Genomic DNA, 17,772 nt, shown 5'->3' on the forward strand with positions numbered 1-17,772 from the left:
TGTTAGGTGGTAAAAGAGAAGGCGGAGGGAAATTCTTCCTTCCGCCTTTTTTTCAAAATTAAATAAATAAAGTTATCGGAGGATATAGATGGCTAAATTAATAGTTTCTGACCTTGATGTAAAAGGCAAAAAAGTTTTAGTCCGTGTTGATTTTAACGTACCAATTAAAGATGGTGTCATTGGAGATGACAACAGAATTGTTGCTGCACTTCCTACTATCAAATACATTATTGAAAATGGAGGTAAAGCAATTTTGCTTAGTCACTTGGGTCGTGTAAAGTCTGATGACGATAAGAAAGAATTGTCATTAAAACCTGTTGCAGAACGTTTAAGCGAACTTTTGAAGAAACCAGTAACTTTTGTTCCAGCTAACGAAGGTAAAGAAGTTGAAGATGCTGTTGCCAAAATGCAAGACGGTGACGTTGATGTTTTGGAAAACACTCGTTTCCAAGATATTGATAATGATTTTGGCAAGCGTGAAAGCAAGAATGATCCTAAATTAGGTGAATACTGGGCTTCATTAGGTGACATGTATGTTAACGATGCTTTTGGTACAGCTCACAGAAGCCATGCTTCAAATGTTGGTATTGCTGAAGCCATGAAGAAGGACGGCAAGCCAGTTGCTGCAGGTTTCTTAATGGAAAAAGAAATCAAGTTCCTAGGTGATGCTGTTGCTAACCCTGTACACCCATTTGTTACCATTTTAGGTGGTGCTAAGGTTTCAGACAAGATTGACGTTATTACTAACCTTATTCCTAAATCAGACCACATTTTAATTGGTGGCGGCATGGCTTATACATTCTTAGCAGCCCAAGGCCATGAAATTGGCAAATCTTTGTTTGAACCAGATAAAGTTGATCTTGCTAAAAAATTGTTAAAAGACGCTGATGGTAAGATTGTATTACCTGTTGACAACGTTGCAGCAACAGAATTTTCAAACGATGCTGCCCGTAAAGTTGTAGAAGATGACATTCCTGAAAACATGATGGGTCTTGATATCGGTCCTAAGACTGTTGCCAAGTTCAAGGATGTTTTAAAAGATGCTAAGACTGTTGTTTGGAATGGACCAATGGGTGCCTTTGAAATGTCTAATTTTGCTGAAGGTACATTAGAAGTTGGTAAGGCTCTTGCTGATTTAACTGATGCTACTACTATTATCGGTGGTGGTGACTCAACAGCAGCTGCTAAACAACTTGGTATTGCTCCTAAGATTACCCACATCTCAACTGGTGGTGGTGCTTCCTTGCAATACCTTGAAGGTAAGGAATTACCAGGAATTGCCTGCATTTCAGACAAGTAAACTTTAAGAAAGGACATTATTTACATGCGTACACCAATTATTGCTGGTAACTGGAAATTACATATGAATCCTAAGCAAACAACTGAATTTGTTGCTGCTGTAAAGGATAAATTGCCAGAAGCAAGTAAGGTTGAAGCACTAATTTGTGCTCCTGCCGTCGATCTTGAAAGTTTAGCGAACGCAGCTGCTGGCACAAACCTGCGCGTCGGTGCAGAAAATGCTTATTTTGAAGATGAAGGTGCCTTCACTGGTGAAACTTCACCTAAAGTTTTAAAAGAAATGGGCATGAACTATTGTATTATTGGTCACTCCGAACGCCGTGGCTATTTTCACGAAACAGATGATGACATTAACAAGAAAGCTAAGGCTTTATTTGCTAATGGCGTTACCCCAATTATTTGCTGTGGCGAATCACTTGAAACACGTGAGGCTAATAAGCAAGAAGATTGGGTAGTTAGTCAAATCAAAGCTGCACTTGCTGGCTTATCTGCGGATCAAGTTGCCAGTTTAGTTATTGCCTATGAACCAATCTGGGCTATTGGAACCGGTAAGACTGCCAGTTCAGATCAAGCTGAAGAAATGTGCAAAACTATTCGTGACACTGTTAAAGATCTGTACAACGAAGAAACTGCTGAGAACGTTAGAATTCAATATGGTGGTTCAGTAAATCCAGGTAATGTTAAGGAATTAATGGCTAAACCTGACATTGATGGTGGTTTAGTCGGCGGTGCTTCACTTAAACCTGATTCATTCTTAGAATTAGTAAATTATCAAGATTAGTTTTAAATGCAATTTAGCAAAAAGTTTCTGCGATTCACAGAAACTTTTTTTGTTTAACCGAAAAATATAATTATTTTGTGCTTGATTTGTAATAAAATATAAAATACTATAAATTCATAAGTAATAAATATATAAATAATAAGATCAGGTAGCGAAATGAAAAAGAAAGTTAATTTTAAACTAGCAGAAATATTGGTAGCACTCTTGGGTGTGCTAATTTTAGGATTCTGTATTCAAGATAGTAACAATTTTACTGGTTTTAGTAATACTGTAGACGCAAAACCTGTTAAGGGAGACTTAGGAAAATTTACTGTACCTAAAAAAATGCGCGGCACATGGTATGGCAAGTATTTTGACATCAATGGTATTAAAGCAAAGAAAGTTGATAAGATTAAAATTACTGCCCACACAATTGCCGGGAGTTCATTGCATAAACAAGAAGCTAATTTTAAAGGTACCAAAATACCTAAGGCGGCTCGGAACTGGTCGAGAACATATTATCCAGTAAAGTTTAAAAAAGATAAGGGTATAAAATACATATCCATGTATCCGTGGGTAAGCCCGGTCTTGTCAGGCGAGAGTCTTGGCTTGTATCATTATAAGGGCCATAAGGTTTTAATTGATAGAACTACATCTTCATTTAGAATTACTAATGTTTATTGGAAAACGCGCAAACTGGCTCAAAAATATGGCGGTCATAAACCTAAAGAGCTTAAAAGATACGGGGAATGGTAATTTCATGTATTTTTCCTAAGTAATCGAGGTCACTACTCATAGTGGCTTTTTGTTTACTTTCAATGATATCGCTTGCAATAAGGGAAATACCTGTCCATAATATGAGGTAAAAGTTCTAGTAAGGGAGGCAATACTATGAAACTTCATAAAACTGCGATTTGGACAGCAGCAGTAATTGCTTTAGCTGCAGCTGGTGGAATTATTAATAGCCAGACAAATCAAGCTCAGACTGTTAAGGTGCAAAAATCCGTTAAGAAAATCAGTAATAAAACTAAGTATGGCTTTAAAAGAGATTTCAAGTTTCCACAATCATGGCGGGGCAAGTGGTTTAGTAATACACATGGTCACTTAAGCAACATGATTATTAAGAAAAATGGTTTCAACACTCCTTGGACTGGAGAATACGTTGAATTAGTTTCGGTCGGCAAAGTTAAAGGTACTAATAAATACTTATGGCAAATGCCTCACAGTTGGTTTACAAAACACAATAAAATATTCAAAAATTTGGGACGAGTAACAACTAAAAACTTAAAAAATAAAAAGTGGATAGTTTTTAGTCCGATTGATGAAAATAATATCAAAATAGGATATGCTTTCAGTTTACAAAATAAAAAAATTGACGGTAAAACCCAGAAAGTAATGTTTGAAGCTAATCCTAAGACTGGCGAAATCTATGATCAATTTTATCGTTCACCAAAATTAGCACAGAAATACCAAAATTATCATTTTAAGAATGAAACGTATGCTCCTGTTTTTAATCAATATCAAAAAAAGTAAATATTTCAGAATAAAAAACTGGTTTTTAATGGAACCAGTTTTTGCTTTAAAAATGTATTTCTTAAATTGAGCAGCCATCTTATAATTATTACTATATAATAAAAAGTATTTTAGGAGAAAATGAATGTCTAAAAAAATCACTGCATTAATTGCTATAGCATCTCTCACTCTATCACTTAGTGTATCGATTAAAGCAAACGAGCCGCAAACAGTGCAGGCAGCGCAAAAACAGAAGAGCCAGTTTAAGCTGGGAAAGCAATTTAAATTTCCAAAGACATGGCAAGGTAAGTGGTTTAGCAACAATAATCTTACACCAAGTCCCATGTTTATTCACAAGTCTGCTTTTAATACTCCTTGGGCAAATGATTATGTTAAAGTTGTGAAAACAGGTTTCGTTAAAGGGACAAAAAAGTATCCCTGGCAAATGTCCAATGGATGGAAACAAAGTAATAAAAATGAACTTGCTAAATACATGCGTGTTACTACTAAAAAAATAAATGGTAATAAATGGATTATTCTATGCCCAGTTCAAGAGAAATCTTTTAAAAACGGTTTTGCTTTCACAATCAAAAATGAAAAATTAGCTGGTAAAACTCATAAAGTACTATTTCAAGGTAATCCGCAAAATGGGATAGTTATAAATCAGTATTTTAAATCTAAAGCTTTAACTAATAAGTATAGTGCGCATGAATTTAAAAATATGAAATATAGTAAAATTAATCCACGTTAAGATATTAAACTGTAGTCCCAACTATTTGTGATTACAGTTTTTTTATGAAAAGTTAGGAGAAATTCGTGAAACTATTGTTAACAGGGGATAGTATTATTGCACGCAAAGAAGGCTTAAAAGAGCCTCGTATTAATGCAGAGATAAAAGAAAAAATGCCAGGCGCAGATTTAGTTAATACGGCAGTTTCTAGTATTAACGCAGGAGCATTTTACGCATTATTGCCAGATTTAGTATTAAAAGTTGAGCGTTGTGACAAATTGATTTTACTCTTGGGAACTAATGACTTGGCCCTGCACAAAAATGTTCCGGTTACACAATTTAGTAAAAATATGTCTCTCATGATTTCCAGCGTAATTTGTTTATATTATCCGCAAAATTTAATTTTGATTTCACCGCCTGCAGTTGATGAGACCAGACAAAAAAAGAGAAACAATCGTGAAATAGCTATTTATACTGCGGAATTAATAAAACTAGCCGAAACTTATAATCTGCATTTTATTAACCTGTTTCAAGCTATGATTAAACATGGTGACTTAAAAACTCTTTGTCAGGGACAATTGAATGATGGCTTGCATTTTGGAACAGAAGGATACAAGTTATTGTCAGATTTACTGGTAAAAGAATTACAAAGTTAAAAAATACTCCTTTATTTTGTTTGCTATAGAGTTAACTCTAAGGTTTACAATTTGTTTGTAATCTTATAAAGGAGCAATAATAATGAAAGAAATAAAACTAGATAATGGTATTACAATGCCTATATTGGGCTTTGGACTTTTTCAAATAACTGATTTGGGTATTGCTGAACGTGTGGTTGAGGATGCAATTAGATCTGGTTATCGCTTAATTGACACAGCTGCTTCTTATGGCAATGAAGAAGCGGTAGGAAAAGCTGTTAAAAATAGTGGAATTAATCGACAAGATTTGTTTATTACCACTAAGTTGTGGGTTTCTGATACTGGGTATGAAGCGACCAAACGTGCAATTAAAACTTCATTAAAAAAATTACAGCTTAGTTATTTAGATCTTTATCTTGTTCATCAACCATATGGAGATGTATATGGCTCTTGGCGCGCAATGGAAGAAGCATATAGAGCGGGAACTATCAGAGCAATAGGTGTTTCTAATTTCACTTCCGATCGTGTACTTGATTTAAGTTTGTATAATGATGTTCTTCCTGCAGTTGATCAAATTGAAACTAACCTTTGGATGCAGGAGACAAATGAAGTTTCTTTCCTAAAAAATCATCATATTCAGCCAGAAGCTTGGGCTCCATTTGCAGAAGGTAAACACCAAGTTTTTACTAATCCTTTGTTGTCAAAAATAGCTGCTAAACATCATAAAACTAGCGGACAAGTTATTTTACGCTGGTTAATACAAAGAGGAATAGTAGTGATTCCAAAGTCAGTTCATCATGAACGAATTATTGAAAACAGTAAAATTTTTGATTTCGAGTTAAGTCATGAAGAAATGGACCAAATTAGAACATTAGATAGAAATGAAAGTCAGTTTTTTGATCATCGTGATCCAGCTGCAGTTCAAAATATTCATGACTTAATTAGACATGTAGATTGAAGGTCAAAAGCGTTGACAATTAAAGAAATAAGTCAGGAATTTGGTTTAACAAAAGATACATTAAGATATTGGGAAAAGGAAAAATTAATTCCTCCAGTTAAACGAGACGAGAACGGCTATCGTGTCTATGACCAGTATGAAGAGAATTGGATTTTCTATATTAAGGTTTTGCGTAAAGCGGGCATGCAAGTTAAGCGAATAAAGTATTTTGTAAACTTATATCGAGACGGTTCATCTTCTGATAGGCGAAAGCGTTTGTTAACTGATCAGCGAGACCAGCTGAAAAAACGAATGTTAGATATTCAAAAAACAATTAATTATCTTAATTATAAAATCGATCATTTTGATGATCACTTGTTAACTTTTGAAAAAGGATAATTGGTATATGAAAGGTCAACCGAAATTTAATTCCGTCCAAAGGTCCTCTTAAAATTAGGTTTTAGGAGGGCTTTTTATATTTTACTGATAGAAAAGGTTTGTAACGACAGCTTGTATCACCAAATTTCTTTTGTTAATATTATTAATAAATTATAAATTAATTAAAATAGCTGTAAAAAACTATTTATTATCTTAATGATAGTTTAGGAGTCCAAAATGTACCAATATTTAAAAAAGCATGCATTCTTAGTTATAGTAGCCTGTTTATTACTACTAGTTAATTCAATATTGCAGGTTTTGGCTGCTACCAAAATGGCTGTACTCGCAAATTATCTTATTGCGGGTAAAATTGCCTCCTTTATTAAAATGTTGTTCATTATCTTCATGCTCTGGTTTTTATCGTTTATTGTTTCCTTTTTTGAAAATTATCTTCAAGAAACCGCAACGCAGGATATTCTAAGTGATATTCGCAATGACATTGTTACCAGTTTAATTAAACTTCCTCAAAATAAATTTAAAGAAAATCCAGTTGATTATTATGAGTCTTACTTGCAAAATGATGTCAATTTAATTCAAAAAGAAGGCTTAAATACCTTTTTTCTAATTGTACGTTTTAGTGGTAATGCGATTTTTGCTTTAGCAGCACTATATCTTTATAGTTATATTCTTTTTCTTGCTGCAATTATTTTAGTTTTGATAATTGTTTTAGTTCCGCGTTTTTGTAAAAAGTTTCTTACTACCGGAGTTGCTAGGATTTCTCAGGCAAATGAAAAATTTTTAAAATTTACAAGCAGCGGTTTGCACGGTTATGATACTTTATATGCCTTTAATGTTCTCAGCGAAATAAAGAAATTAGTAGCTGCTGGTTCACAATCACTAAAAGAGGCGAATGTACATAACACAGTTAGACGTTCAGCTGTTGACATTATAACTGGTGTGATTAATATAGGCAGTCAACTGCTTATTTTAGGAATTACTGGAGCCCTGCATTTTCAAGGAAAAATTAGTGCTGGGGCTATATTGGCCACTGCCGAATTAGCTAATAAAGTGTTCGACTCAGCAGGTATTATTAACCGTTATTTTGCCCAACTTCTTTCTACATCAAGTATCTTTGCCAAGTTTAATAATTTGAAAGAAGAAAGTGAAAATAAGGTTGAAAAATTTGCTAAAACGACTTTTCCAATGGAATTCAGAACTTTGGAATTTCGCAATGTTTCTTTTGCATATCCTCGAGCAAAAGAAGAAATACTGCATAATTTTTCTTTTGTTTTTAAAAAAGGAGATTTTTATAAGCTAAATGGTATTTCGGGACGAGGTAAGTCGACCTTATTAAAGTTAATTACTGGGCAATTAAAGCCTAATCGGGGGAAAATACTGCTTAATGGAGTTGATATTAATACCATACCGCGAAGCATAATTAATTCATTGATTGTTTATATGCCACAAGCAGTTACAATTTTTCCGCGCTCAATTGATTATAATATTTTGCTCGGTCGCAACTATAATGAAAAAGCTCTCGACTTAGTAAAGAAAGATTTTAATATTAGCGATGAATGGCAATTTGATTCTCTTTCGGGTGGGCAGGAGCAGCGTGTTGCATTGGCTAGGCTGATTGATACTAAAGGTAAAATAATTTTGCTTGATGAAAGTTTTTCCAGTATTGATTTGCAAACAGCACAAGAACTATTACAAAAATTACTTAAAAGAGTTGAAACAGTAATAGTAGTTTCCCATCGAAATGAAGAAATTGCTCAGTTCTCTTTTAAAATTTTGTCATTAGATTGAGCTAAAATTAAAATTAAAAAGTTACCAGCAAAATCAGTCTGACTTACTGGTAACTTTTTAATTAAAGTTAACATTATATTTACGGCCAATAGGTGGAAAAGTCGGCAATCTTAGCGGAGTTGTATGCCACTGGGTGAAAAGCGTAGCACATAATAAAATAAATGGAACATCTTCGGGACGTTCAATGTCGCAGATCAAGACTACTCCTTCACTTTGAACAACAGTACGCACTGTGGCGACTTTTTTGATACCAAAGAGGAACTTATAACTTCCCTTTTTGATACTGCCAGAGACTATGTAATTTAATCTAGTAATATAAAAAAGGTTTGCCAATTTATTGTTTAAGCGTTTAACCTTTACTAAAGAATGGTTGATAACATCAATTGTGTAGGAAGAAATAAATCCATTGCCATCGGTATAAAGACGTCCGATTTCTTTACCATTAACTTTTTTTAAGTACAAAGTATGGTTAGGATTATCTAAATTGCCTTGAATAATATACTGAATTTTATTGTTTTCATTTGCTACAGGTATTTGACCATATTCCTGTTTTTGAGTTAATTCCAATAAGTAGCGCATCTAAGCACCTCTATTCTTTAGCGTTATTTTTAATAAATTTCCTTAATATGTAAGCAACTCCATTATCATTGTTTGATTTAGTTTTGACCTGTGCCAACTTTTTGATTGTCGGTATTGCGTTTGCCATGGCTACGCCGGTTCCAGCGTCTTTAATCATACTGGCGTCATTTAAATTATCGCCGATAGCAGCCACCTCTTCACGTTTAAGACCTTTCATTTGGGCATAATCAAGAAGTGCAGGTCCTTTTTGAGCTTTAATATCATTAATTTCAATGTTAGCAGCGGAACTTGAAGTAACAACGACATTGCCTAAAGCATTGATTTCTTTTTTAGCTTTAGCAAAGGCAGATTGTCCGTGAGCATCAAATGCGATGATCTTCATTATCTCAATTTTATCATTAGCTAATAATTGATCAAGATTCTCAACTAAAGTCATACTTAACATCGCATCACTACCAGCAGCTGTAGCAACAGCCCTTTTAAAAGTAACACCTGGATTAAGTATCATTAATGCTCGAGCAAGATTAACTACACGTTTACTAATATCGCTTGAATATATTTTATCAGTAGTTACTAATTCAAAGTATATATTGTTTTCTTTAAGAATCTTTGAAATTGAACTCGCTTTGTCATTAGGCAATTTGTGTTTAACTTTTAAATTATTGTCGGCATCGTAGACTAAGGCGCCATTAATATTGATAAAGCCTGTCTTAAGGCCATATTTTTCAATGGTTCTGCGAGATTGGCGTGGTGTTCGTCCTGTTGCCACTAAAAATTCAATACCGTTTCTTTGTGCTGCACGAATTGCAGCTACATTTTCATCTGAAATAGCCATATCACTATTAAAAAGAGTTCCGTCTAAATCACAAGCTACTAATTTAATCAATGGTAAAATTGCTCCTCTTCCAAGTTTGATAAACATTTTGGTACTTATCATATTAATATATATGAAGAAAACCTTACTTTTTATTTTGTTGAACTTAGCTAAAAAGTAAGAAGAAATTAAAAGTACCAATTTGATTCACTTTGATAATTAATTTCATGATAACATAAAAGTTAGTGAAAGAGAGGCTGTTGAAGTAATGAAAAAGTTTATAGGCAATGACTGGGATAATATTTTGGCTCCTGTTTTCGAAAGTGAAAAGTATCAGCAATTACATGAATTCTTAAAAAAAGAATATGCCACTAAAAAAATTTATCCAGACATGTATCATATTTTTACTGCTTTTAAATTAACTTCGTTTGCAAATACAAAAGTTGTAATATTGGGGCAAGATCCATATCATAATCCGGGCCAGGCAACAGGGATGAGCTTTTCGGTTAATCCGGGGGTAAAATTGCCTCCTTCTCTTCAAAATATCTATAAGGAACTTTATGATGATGTTGGTTGCAGACCCGTTAATCATGGTTATTTAAAAAAATGGGCAGATCAAGGTGTTTTACTATTAAATGCTGTTTTAACAGTCCCTTATGGTCACGCTAACGGTCATCAGGGTAAAGGCTGGGAAGACGTTACTGATGCTGCTATTAAGGCTCTTAGTGATCGCGGTAAAGTGGTTTTTATACTATGGGGTCGCTATGCTCAAAATAAAATCGTTTTAATTGACCAGAATAAAAATTTTGTGATTAAATCAGCTCATCCAAGTCCATATTCTGCGGATAGAGGATTTTTTGGATCGAGACCTTTTTCACGTTGCAATGAAGCACTGAAAAACTTTAACGAAATTCCAATTGATTGGCAATTGCCCTCAAATATAACAAAAGAAGATTTAGCATAGGTAGGAAGTAAATGAGCGTTTTCGATTTATTAAAAAATAAAGTAAAAAAAGCAGAAAAAAATATTCAAATAGTCTTTCCTGAAGCAAGTGATTCCCGCATTTTAAAAGCTGCTAGTAAATTGTCACTTGAAAAGGTCGTCACACCGGTTTTATTGGGGAACCAGAAAAAAATTATCGACTTAATTCAAAAGGAAAATTTAGATTTTGATGATTTGAAAATAGCAAATCCCGTTAACTATGAAAATAAAAAAGCTATGGTTCAGAGTTTTATTAAAGCACGAGGAAAAGATATTCCACAGAGTGAAGTTGAAGAATCACTGAAAGACCCAAATTATTTTGGTACTATGCTGGTAGAAATGAATGAAGCTGACGGTATGGTTTCTGGAGCTGCCCATTCAACAGCTGCAACTGTCAGACCTGCTTTACAGTTAATTCATACGTCAAAGGGAATGAAACGAGTTTCTGGCAGTTTTATTATGGAAAAAAAAGATAAAAAGTATGTCTTTGCTGACTGTGCAATTAATTTGAACCCGGATAGTGAAACTTTGGCTGAGATTGCTTACCAGTCAGTTAAAACTGCCCAAATGATTGATATTGATCCTAAAGTAGCATTTCTAAGTTTTTCAACTAAAGGCTCAGCTAAGGGTGAGATGGTTACTAAAGTAAAACAGGCTGCTGAAATTTTTAAAAATAATCATCCTGAAATTTTGGCAGATGGTGAATTGCAATTTGATGCAGCCTTTGTGCCTGATGTAGCTGCAAAAAAAGCTTCTGATTCTCCTTTAAAAGGCCAGGCCAATGTTTTTATATTTCCTGAACTGCAGTCTGGGAATATTTCCTATAAATTAGCTCAAAGACTAGGAAATTTCACCGCTATTGGTCCGATTTTGCAAGGACTTCGTAAGCCTGTTAATGACCTATCGCGCGGAGCAAGTACTCAGGATGTATATAATATTGCCATATTGACTGCTGCACAGGTATTACTAAGGAATGAAGAAAATGAAGCTTAATGTCAATTCAGCGCAACAAATGCAGGACCTAGGTCGGGTTATAGCTCAGACTGCCCAGGCACATGATCTATTGTTATTAAATGGTGATCTTGGAGCTGGAAAAACGACCCTAACTCAAGGAATTGGCAGAGCACTGGGAATTAAGCGACCAGTCAAAAGTCCTACATTTACAATTGTCCGCGAATATCCCGAGGCCAGGTTGCCTTTGTATCATATGGATTTTTATCGCTTGGAAGATGATGATTTATCTTCGATTGATTTGAATGCATATTTGGCTGAACCCGGCATGGTAGTGATTGAATGGCCAGAAGTTGTACAGGAACAATTACCAGAAACTTTTCTAGAAATCACTATTAAGCGTGTTGATGACAGTTGGGATTCGACTAAGCGAATAGTTGAATTTGATGCAAAAGGCGCGAGAAACAAAAAATGGTCTAAAAGTATTTTACAATCATTAAATTAAAAAACAGGGCTGTTATGATGTGATCCCAGTTTATCCTAATTATAGGGTTCATATCACTTCGTCCTGTTTTTTCTATTATATTTGGTAAACCAAGTTTTTTAATGCTTCGTCACCATATTGCTCATCCTGAGCTATTAGTATACCTGCACATGCCTCACTGTCACTTAATGCATTATGGTGGTGCCATAATTCAACGTTAAGTGCTTTTGAAACTGTATCAAGTCTGTGATTTGGCAACTTAGGTTCAAGCAACTTGCTGGTTTGCAACGTATCAATGACAAAATAGTGTGGTTCTTGTATGTCATAACGGGCTAAACTCTGTCGCATTACATTTGTGTCAAAGCGGGCATTGTGAGCAGTTACTAACATTCCAGGCTGATACAAATCTTTTATTTTAGGCCATACCTCTGCCATTGTAGGAGCATCTTTGACATCTTCAGCAGTTATATCGTGAATTTGAATATTACGTGCATCAAAAGGCATTTGGGGATTAATGACGGTATAAAATCGATCTACGATCTGGTTGTTGCGAACCATTACTAAAGCAAGTGAACAAGCACTTTCTGGATGCCGGTTGGCAGTTTCAAAATCCATTGCAATAAAATTCATTTTCTCACCTTTAAATTTTAATTTTAGTATAACATATGATGAAGCAATTAACTGAATGCGGTAAAATAGAAAAAGATTAGACAAAGGGGATTTTTGATTTGAAATTATCAGATTTAACCAAAAATGGCATAGAAATAAAGAGGCAGGTTCCGCTTAGTAAATATACATTTACAAAAACTGGGGGACCAGCTGAATTTCTTGCATTTCCACAAAATGAAAGTGAGCTAAAAAACTTGGTAATTGCCGCACATGATAACAATATTCCCTTGACTATAATAGGAAATGCTTCCAATTTAATAATTCGTGATGGTGGCATCTCAGGGATAGTTCTAATTTTAACCAAAATGAATCAAATTAAAGTTGATAAAAATAAAGTAATTGCTCAAGCGGGAGCGACTATTGTTGATACGGCTTTTACTGCTGCTCATCATGGTCTCAGCGGTATGGAATTTGCAGCTGGAATACCTGGCAGTGTTGGGGGTGCTGTGTTCATGAATGCTGGTGCTTATGGAGGAGAAACTTGTAGCGTTATTGAAGGTGTCAGGGTAATGACCCGTTCTGGCAACTTTAAAAGTTATTCTCAGTCGGAAATGAAGTTTTCCTACCGTCACTCGTTGGTTCAAGAGAATGGCGACATTGTATTAGAAGCAGTTTTTGCATTAAAAAGATCTGCAAAAAGCCGCATTCTGGCGGATATGAATTATTTAAATGCTTTGCGTCAATATAAACAACCACTGGAATACCCTTCTTGTGGCAGTGTTTTTAAACGACCAGCCGGTCATTATGTTGGTCCTATGATTATTCAAGCCGGTTTACAAGGAAAACAAATTGGTGGTGCTCAAGACTCTACAAAGCATGCGGGTTTTATAGTGAATAAGGGTAATGCCACTGCAACTGACTATCTTGACCTGATTCATTTGATTCAAGAAAAAATCAAAATAAAATTCGGTCTGGATTTACATACTGAAGTTAGAATCATTGGTAAACCTAATGATTAACTCGAAAAATTATTAAGTTTGTCTATGATAGAAGGGAGCATTTATGCAGACTAATGGAGGACACATTTTTACATGGGGGAACTTTTCAATAATTCTTGATGTTCTGATTATTTGGTTTGTAGTTTACCACCTGGTTATTTTGATCAGGGGAACCAAGGCTGTTCAGTTAGCCAAAGGAATTGTCTTGATTTTTATTGTTCGTATCCTTGCAGGCATTTTTCAGTTACACACAACGATCTGGCTGATTGATCAAATAGTTTCATGGTCAGTTGTTGGGATAATAGTAATTTTTCAACCGGAAATTAGACGAGGTCTCGAACACTTAGGGCGCTTGCCAATTTTTGGTGGTCGAGAAGATAGTGCCCGTACTGAATCAATTCAGTTTATTAATGAACTTGATAAAGCTATTCAATATATGTCGAAAAGAAGAATTGGTGCGCTAATTACAATTCAACAGGAAACTGGACTGGAAGACTATATTGAAACTGGGATTAAGCTTAACGCTGATGTTACTGGAGAACTATTAATTAATATTTTTATACCTAATACTCCATTACATGATGGTGCAGTCATTATTAATAAGGATCACAAAATTGCAGTGGCGGCAGCTTATTTACCCTTGTCTGATAATAGTATGATTCCTAAGAGACTCGGAACTCGTCACCGTGCAGCTGTTGGGATATCAGAGGTGACTGATGCAATTACCATTGTCGTTTCAGAAGAAACTGGTGGGGTAACGATCACACGTAATGGTCGCTTTTTAGTTGACATGACACGAGATGAATACTTAAAGTATCTTAATGCAGAACTGGTCCCCAAGAAAAGTGGTAACGACAAATGGTATCAAAAAATTATTCGTAAGATATGGAAATGGGGTGCCGATCGATGAAAGAGTTTTGGAAAAAATCATGGTTTATTCGGCTAGTTTCCCTTTTAATTGCTGTGTTACTGGTAATTTATGTTAATTCTACCCAAGAAGGATTTTTGTCTCAGGGACAGACGGATAAAACTAAGCAGACTGCAAATAAAACGCAAACTATTAAAGTTCCCTTACAAGTTTCGGTAGATACAGACAAATTTTATGTTGTGGGTTATCCTGAAAAAGTAAGCGTTACCCTTGAAGGATCAACTGCACTGGTTACATCAACTATCAATACCCAAAATTTCAGAGCATATATCGATTTAACGAAAAAAAGCATTGGTCAACACAATGTTAAAGTACATGTAAATGGTATTAATAAGCAGATTTCCTATTCTGTTAATCCACGCAGCGTTGAAGTTAATATTCAACGACGAAAGTCCACAACTATGCCCATACAAATAGAGTATAATAAGAGTGCAGTTGGTGAGGGATATCAGTTGGGACACTCCAGTGTATACCCACAACAAGTAGAGGTTACTGGAGCTCGTTCCGAGGTTGATCAAATTGATCAAATAATTGCTAAAGTTGTTCTACCTAATGGAATCGATCACTCTTATGAACGTCAAGTAAGTTTAATAGCTGAAGATCGTAAGGGCAGACAACTTAATGTTGTAATTGATCCAGCTACAGCTAAAGTGACAATTCCCATTACTACATCTAAGAAAGCAGTTAAAATAAAGCTCAAACCTGAACATGAAAAAGTAGATAAGGTGTATTCGCTTACTGTAAAAAATAAGTATGTTACGTTATTTGGTAATGAAAAAGATTTAGCAAAAATTAAAAATCTAGAGGTTCCTGTTGATTTAGGTTCGGTTACTTCTACTACAACTAAGACTATTACTCTTGATTTACCTGATGGTATTGTTAAGTCTAATCCCACGCAAATTGCTGTAGAAGTAAAAGTAGATAATGCAAACGATTCAAAAGGAAAAAATAATTAAGATAGAGAGGTTGTTTACTAATGTTAAAATATTTTGGCACTGATGGAGTTCGTGGAGTGGCTAATCAAGACCTGTCACCAGAATTGGCGTTTAAATTAGGTCGTGACGGTGGATATGTCTTAACCAAAAATAAAGCCAAAGAAGAACAGGCTAAAGTTTTAGTCTCACGTGATACAAGAATCTCTGGCCAAATGTTGGAATATGCTTTGATATCAGGTCTTTTATCTGTTGGAATTGAAGTCTTGGAAGTCGGAGTAATAACTACCCCTGGTTTGTCATATTTAGTGCGTGCTCAAGGAGCTGATGCAGGAGTACAAATTTCTGCTTCCCACAATCCTGTCGAAGATAATGGTATTAAGTTTTTTGGTAGTGATGGCTTGAAGTTATCTGATGAAATGGAAGGAAAAATTGAACAACTAATTGATGCACCTGAGGACAAATTGCCTAGACCTTCTGCTAAAGGTTTGGGATCTGTCACTGATTTTCATGAAGGCAGTGCAAAATATTTACAATTTATCGAAAATACAATTCCGGAAGACCTTAGCGGCATCAAAGTCGTTATTGACGGTGCCAACGGTGCTGCCAGCAGTTTGATTTCCCGGTTATTTGCTGATTGTGGGGTTGATTTCACTACTATTGCTACTCATCCTGATGGCTTGAATATTAATGATCATGTTGGCGCTACGCATACCGAAAGGCTGCAGGAAGAAGTTGTTAAGCAGGGTGCGCAACTTGGTCTCGCTTTTGATGGCGATGCTGATCGCTGCATTGCTGTGGACGAAAATGGTCATGAAGTTGATGGGGATCATATCATGTATATTCTCGGAAGCTACATGGAAGATGGAGGTCGACTAAAAAAGGACACCATTGTCACTACTGTAATGAGTAATCTCGGTTTTACCAAAGCATTACAAAGGCGTGGGATTAAAAATGTTCGTACTCAAGTTGGCGACAGGTATGTTTCAGAAGAAATGCGAGCAAACGGCTATAACTTAGGTGGGGAGCAGTCTGGTCATGTTATTATGAGTGATTATCATAATACTGGTGACGGGATGTTGACTGGCTTGCATCTAATGTTAGTAATGAAAAAAACAGGCAAAACTTTAACAGAATTGTTAACTGACTTTAAAGAATATCCTCAGTGCTTAGTAAATGTTCCGGTTAAAGATAAGAATTCTTGGAAAAATCATGAACCGATTATGAATGTAATAAAAGAAGTTGAAAGTGATATGGGAGATGAAGGAAGAGTATTAGTTCGTCCTTCAGGAACTCAGTCGCTTCTGCGGGTAATGGCTGAAGGTCCTACTCAAGAAGAAACAGATGCTTACGTTAAGAGAATAACTGATGTAGTTGAAGCGGAAATGGGCGTATAAATAAATTAGCCCCACTGTTTTTTGAGCTAAAAAGCAGGTAAACAAGAATAAGACCCCCCAAATCTACGGCGAATTTGGGGGTCTTATTCTATTTTTTTAATCTTTTTCTATATTGTCTGGCGTGACATCTGCTGCTGTATTAGTTGGTTTTAAATGCTTGCCAAAGAGATATTTAGCAGTTGACGCTTTTACAAAATTATACTCCTCGGATCTTGCTGGTGAATTTAGGACTTCATAAAATAATTCAGCTTTTTTATCTGCTCGTATCCATATATCTTAGACCTGTAACAGAAGTAATGTCACCTAACCTAAACTTTATTCTATCCGCAAATTCTCCTTTTGTATTATAAAGATCTGCGTCACTTACAAATTTTATATACATGATGTTAGTATATGGCAGCAAACTTTGACGAGGCTGAGTTTTAATATCATCTCTTAAAAAACAAACAAGTTCATACTGTTTTTTATTCGATATACCTCTAAAACTCTATTATCAAGCATAACAATTTTGTTCGTTCCAGCTAGTTCTTCTCTGTCACTACGATGATCAACCACTAGTCTTGTACCTTTTTTGACATACTTATTGGTAAATTCACCTTTATTATTAACAAGATTTGCTTTCCCATTACCATTATCAGCAGATAATGGTATTGAAGCTATACGAACAGTATCGTAGTTAATACATAAAATATATCCATCAATGCTTCTAACATTTACAGCCTTGATATAACTACCATGACCGATATTGTAGTATTGCTTTCTCTTAAATGTCTATGAAGGCTAAATTTTACGTAAAACAAAAAGTATCAAGAAGCCAGCTTCCTTTAGAATATTACTAAATATTATTTTTGCTTTTTATTTGACGGTTTTTGCTTGTTCAAAGAAATAACTGTTTAACTCTTCTCAGTTTAAAATTTTTAACATTTATTTTTGCTCTTTTATTGCGTTAGCAACAGTAGTTTCACGATAAAGTATAGACCAATTATTAAAATACAGCTTGACCAATTAATTTAAAAAAGCTAATATTCCATACGTAAGTTGA

Annotated in this window: 19 protein-coding genes; 16 read left to right on the forward strand and 3 right to left on the reverse strand. The window is 35.0% G+C overall.

What is annotated here, in order from left to right; translation table 11 throughout:
* Positions 1 to 88: 88 nt before the first annotated feature.
* The 9 genes from JF76_RS03470 (at position 89) to JF76_RS03510 (ending at position 8,057) form a co-directional block, all read left to right on the forward strand.
* Positions 89 to 1,300: a phosphoglycerate kinase gene (locus tag JF76_RS03470; RefSeq protein ID WP_045927822.1), complete on the forward strand. Its 1,212-nt coding sequence runs from the start codon at positions 89 to 91 to the stop codon at positions 1,298 to 1,300.
* 24 nt (positions 1,301 to 1,324) lie between these two features.
* Positions 1,325 to 2,080, forward strand: a complete 756-nt coding sequence (tpiA, locus tag JF76_RS03475) for a triose-phosphate isomerase (RefSeq protein WP_045927823.1) — start codon at positions 1,325 to 1,327, stop codon at positions 2,078 to 2,080.
* 156 nt (positions 2,081 to 2,236) lie between these two features.
* Positions 2,237 to 2,815 carry a hypothetical protein gene (locus JF76_RS03480; RefSeq protein WP_045927824.1) on the forward strand — a complete coding sequence of 193 codons (579 nt, stop codon included), beginning with the start codon at positions 2,237 to 2,239 and terminating at the stop codon, positions 2,813 to 2,815.
* Between the two features lie 135 nt (positions 2,816 to 2,950).
* Positions 2,951 to 3,592, forward strand: coding sequence for a hypothetical protein (locus tag JF76_RS03485; RefSeq protein WP_045927825.1), 642 nt, complete (start codon positions 2,951 to 2,953; stop codon positions 3,590 to 3,592).
* Positions 3,593 to 3,716: 124 nt separating this feature from the next.
* The gene (locus JF76_RS03490; RefSeq protein ID WP_045927826.1) at positions 3,717 to 4,322 is read left to right on the forward strand and encodes a hypothetical protein; all 606 of its coding nucleotides are present in this window, start codon (positions 3,717 to 3,719) and stop codon (positions 4,320 to 4,322) included.
* Positions 4,323 to 4,387: 65 nt separating this feature from the next.
* Positions 4,388 to 4,957: a GDSL-type esterase/lipase family protein gene (locus tag JF76_RS03495; protein ID WP_045927827.1), complete on the forward strand. Its 570-nt coding sequence runs from the start codon at positions 4,388 to 4,390 to the stop codon at positions 4,955 to 4,957.
* Positions 4,958 to 5,039: 82 nt separating this feature from the next.
* Positions 5,040 to 5,894, forward strand: coding sequence for an aldo/keto reductase (locus JF76_RS03500; RefSeq protein ID WP_045927828.1), 855 nt, complete (start codon positions 5,040 to 5,042; stop codon positions 5,892 to 5,894).
* 12 nt (positions 5,895 to 5,906) lie between these two features.
* Positions 5,907 to 6,272, forward strand: coding sequence for a MerR family transcriptional regulator (locus JF76_RS03505; protein WP_045927829.1), 366 nt, complete (start codon positions 5,907 to 5,909; stop codon positions 6,270 to 6,272).
* Positions 6,273 to 6,488: 216 nt separating this feature from the next.
* Entirely contained in the window at positions 6,489 to 8,057 is a 1,569-nt protein-coding gene (locus tag JF76_RS03510) for an ATP-binding cassette domain-containing protein (RefSeq protein WP_045927830.1), read from the forward strand.
* A gap of 57 nt (positions 8,058 to 8,114) precedes the next feature.
* Here JF76_RS03510 and JF76_RS03515 read toward each other — a convergent pair whose 3' ends face one another.
* The gene (locus JF76_RS03515) at positions 8,115 to 8,636 is read right to left on the reverse strand and encodes an LURP-one-related/scramblase family protein (protein WP_045927831.1); all 522 of its coding nucleotides are present in this window, start codon (positions 8,634 to 8,636) and stop codon (positions 8,115 to 8,117) included.
* A gap of 10 nt (positions 8,637 to 8,646) precedes the next feature.
* Positions 8,647 to 9,522: a Cof-type HAD-IIB family hydrolase gene (locus tag JF76_RS03520; RefSeq protein WP_045928916.1), complete on the reverse strand. Its 876-nt coding sequence runs from the start codon at positions 9,520 to 9,522 to the stop codon at positions 8,647 to 8,649.
* 196 nt (positions 9,523 to 9,718) lie between these two features.
* Between JF76_RS03520 and JF76_RS03525 the strand changes: the two genes are divergently transcribed.
* Genes JF76_RS03525 through tsaE form a run of 3 tightly spaced genes read left to right on the forward strand, consistent with a single transcriptional unit; the run spans position 9,719 to position 11,887 of the window.
* On the forward strand, positions 9,719 to 10,414 hold the full coding sequence (locus tag JF76_RS03525; RefSeq protein WP_045927832.1) for a uracil-DNA glycosylase: 696 nt from the start codon (positions 9,719 to 9,721) through the stop codon (positions 10,412 to 10,414).
* Positions 10,415 to 10,425: 11 nt separating this feature from the next.
* On the forward strand, positions 10,426 to 11,424 hold the full coding sequence (pta, locus tag JF76_RS03530; protein ID WP_045927833.1) for a phosphate acetyltransferase: 999 nt from the start codon (positions 10,426 to 10,428) through the stop codon (positions 11,422 to 11,424).
* Positions 11,414 to 11,887 (forward strand): tRNA (adenosine(37)-N6)-threonylcarbamoyltransferase complex ATPase subunit type 1 TsaE, encoded by a 474-nt coding sequence (gene tsaE / locus JF76_RS03535; RefSeq protein ID WP_045927834.1) that lies wholly within the window; start codon positions 11,414 to 11,416, stop codon positions 11,885 to 11,887. The genes pta and tsaE overlap by 11 nt, the downstream gene beginning before the upstream one ends.
* Positions 11,888 to 11,962: 75 nt before the next feature.
* On the opposite strand, the gene JF76_RS03540 is transcribed toward tsaE, so the two are convergent.
* The gene (locus JF76_RS03540) at positions 11,963 to 12,496 is read right to left on the reverse strand and encodes a 3'-5' exonuclease (protein WP_045927835.1); all 534 of its coding nucleotides are present in this window, start codon (positions 12,494 to 12,496) and stop codon (positions 11,963 to 11,965) included.
* Positions 12,497 to 12,594: 98 nt separating this feature from the next.
* Between JF76_RS03540 and murB the strand changes: the two genes are divergently transcribed.
* From murB to glmM, 4 genes are read left to right on the forward strand one after another with little or no spacing between them, the layout of a single operon-like run.
* On the forward strand, positions 12,595 to 13,494 hold the full coding sequence (gene murB / locus JF76_RS03545) for a UDP-N-acetylmuramate dehydrogenase (RefSeq protein ID WP_045927836.1): 900 nt from the start codon (positions 12,595 to 12,597) through the stop codon (positions 13,492 to 13,494).
* Positions 13,495 to 13,537: 43 nt separating this feature from the next.
* Entirely contained in the window at positions 13,538 to 14,383 is an 846-nt protein-coding gene (cdaA, locus tag JF76_RS03550) for a diadenylate cyclase CdaA (protein WP_045927837.1), read from the forward strand.
* Positions 14,380 to 15,357, forward strand: a complete 978-nt coding sequence (locus JF76_RS03555) for a CdaR family protein (RefSeq protein ID WP_045927838.1) — start codon at positions 14,380 to 14,382, stop codon at positions 15,355 to 15,357. The genes cdaA and JF76_RS03555 overlap by 4 nt, the downstream gene beginning before the upstream one ends.
* Before the next feature lie 20 nt (positions 15,358 to 15,377).
* Positions 15,378 to 16,730, forward strand: a complete 1,353-nt coding sequence (glmM, locus tag JF76_RS03560; RefSeq protein ID WP_045927839.1) for a phosphoglucosamine mutase — start codon at positions 15,378 to 15,380, stop codon at positions 16,728 to 16,730.
* Positions 16,731 to 17,772 lie beyond the last annotated feature (1,042 nt).

Origin of the sequence: Lactobacillus kullabergensis, from assembly GCF_000967195.1 — a bacterium.
GTDB lineage: Bacteria > Bacillota > Bacilli > Lactobacillales > Lactobacillaceae > Lactobacillus > Lactobacillus kullabergensis.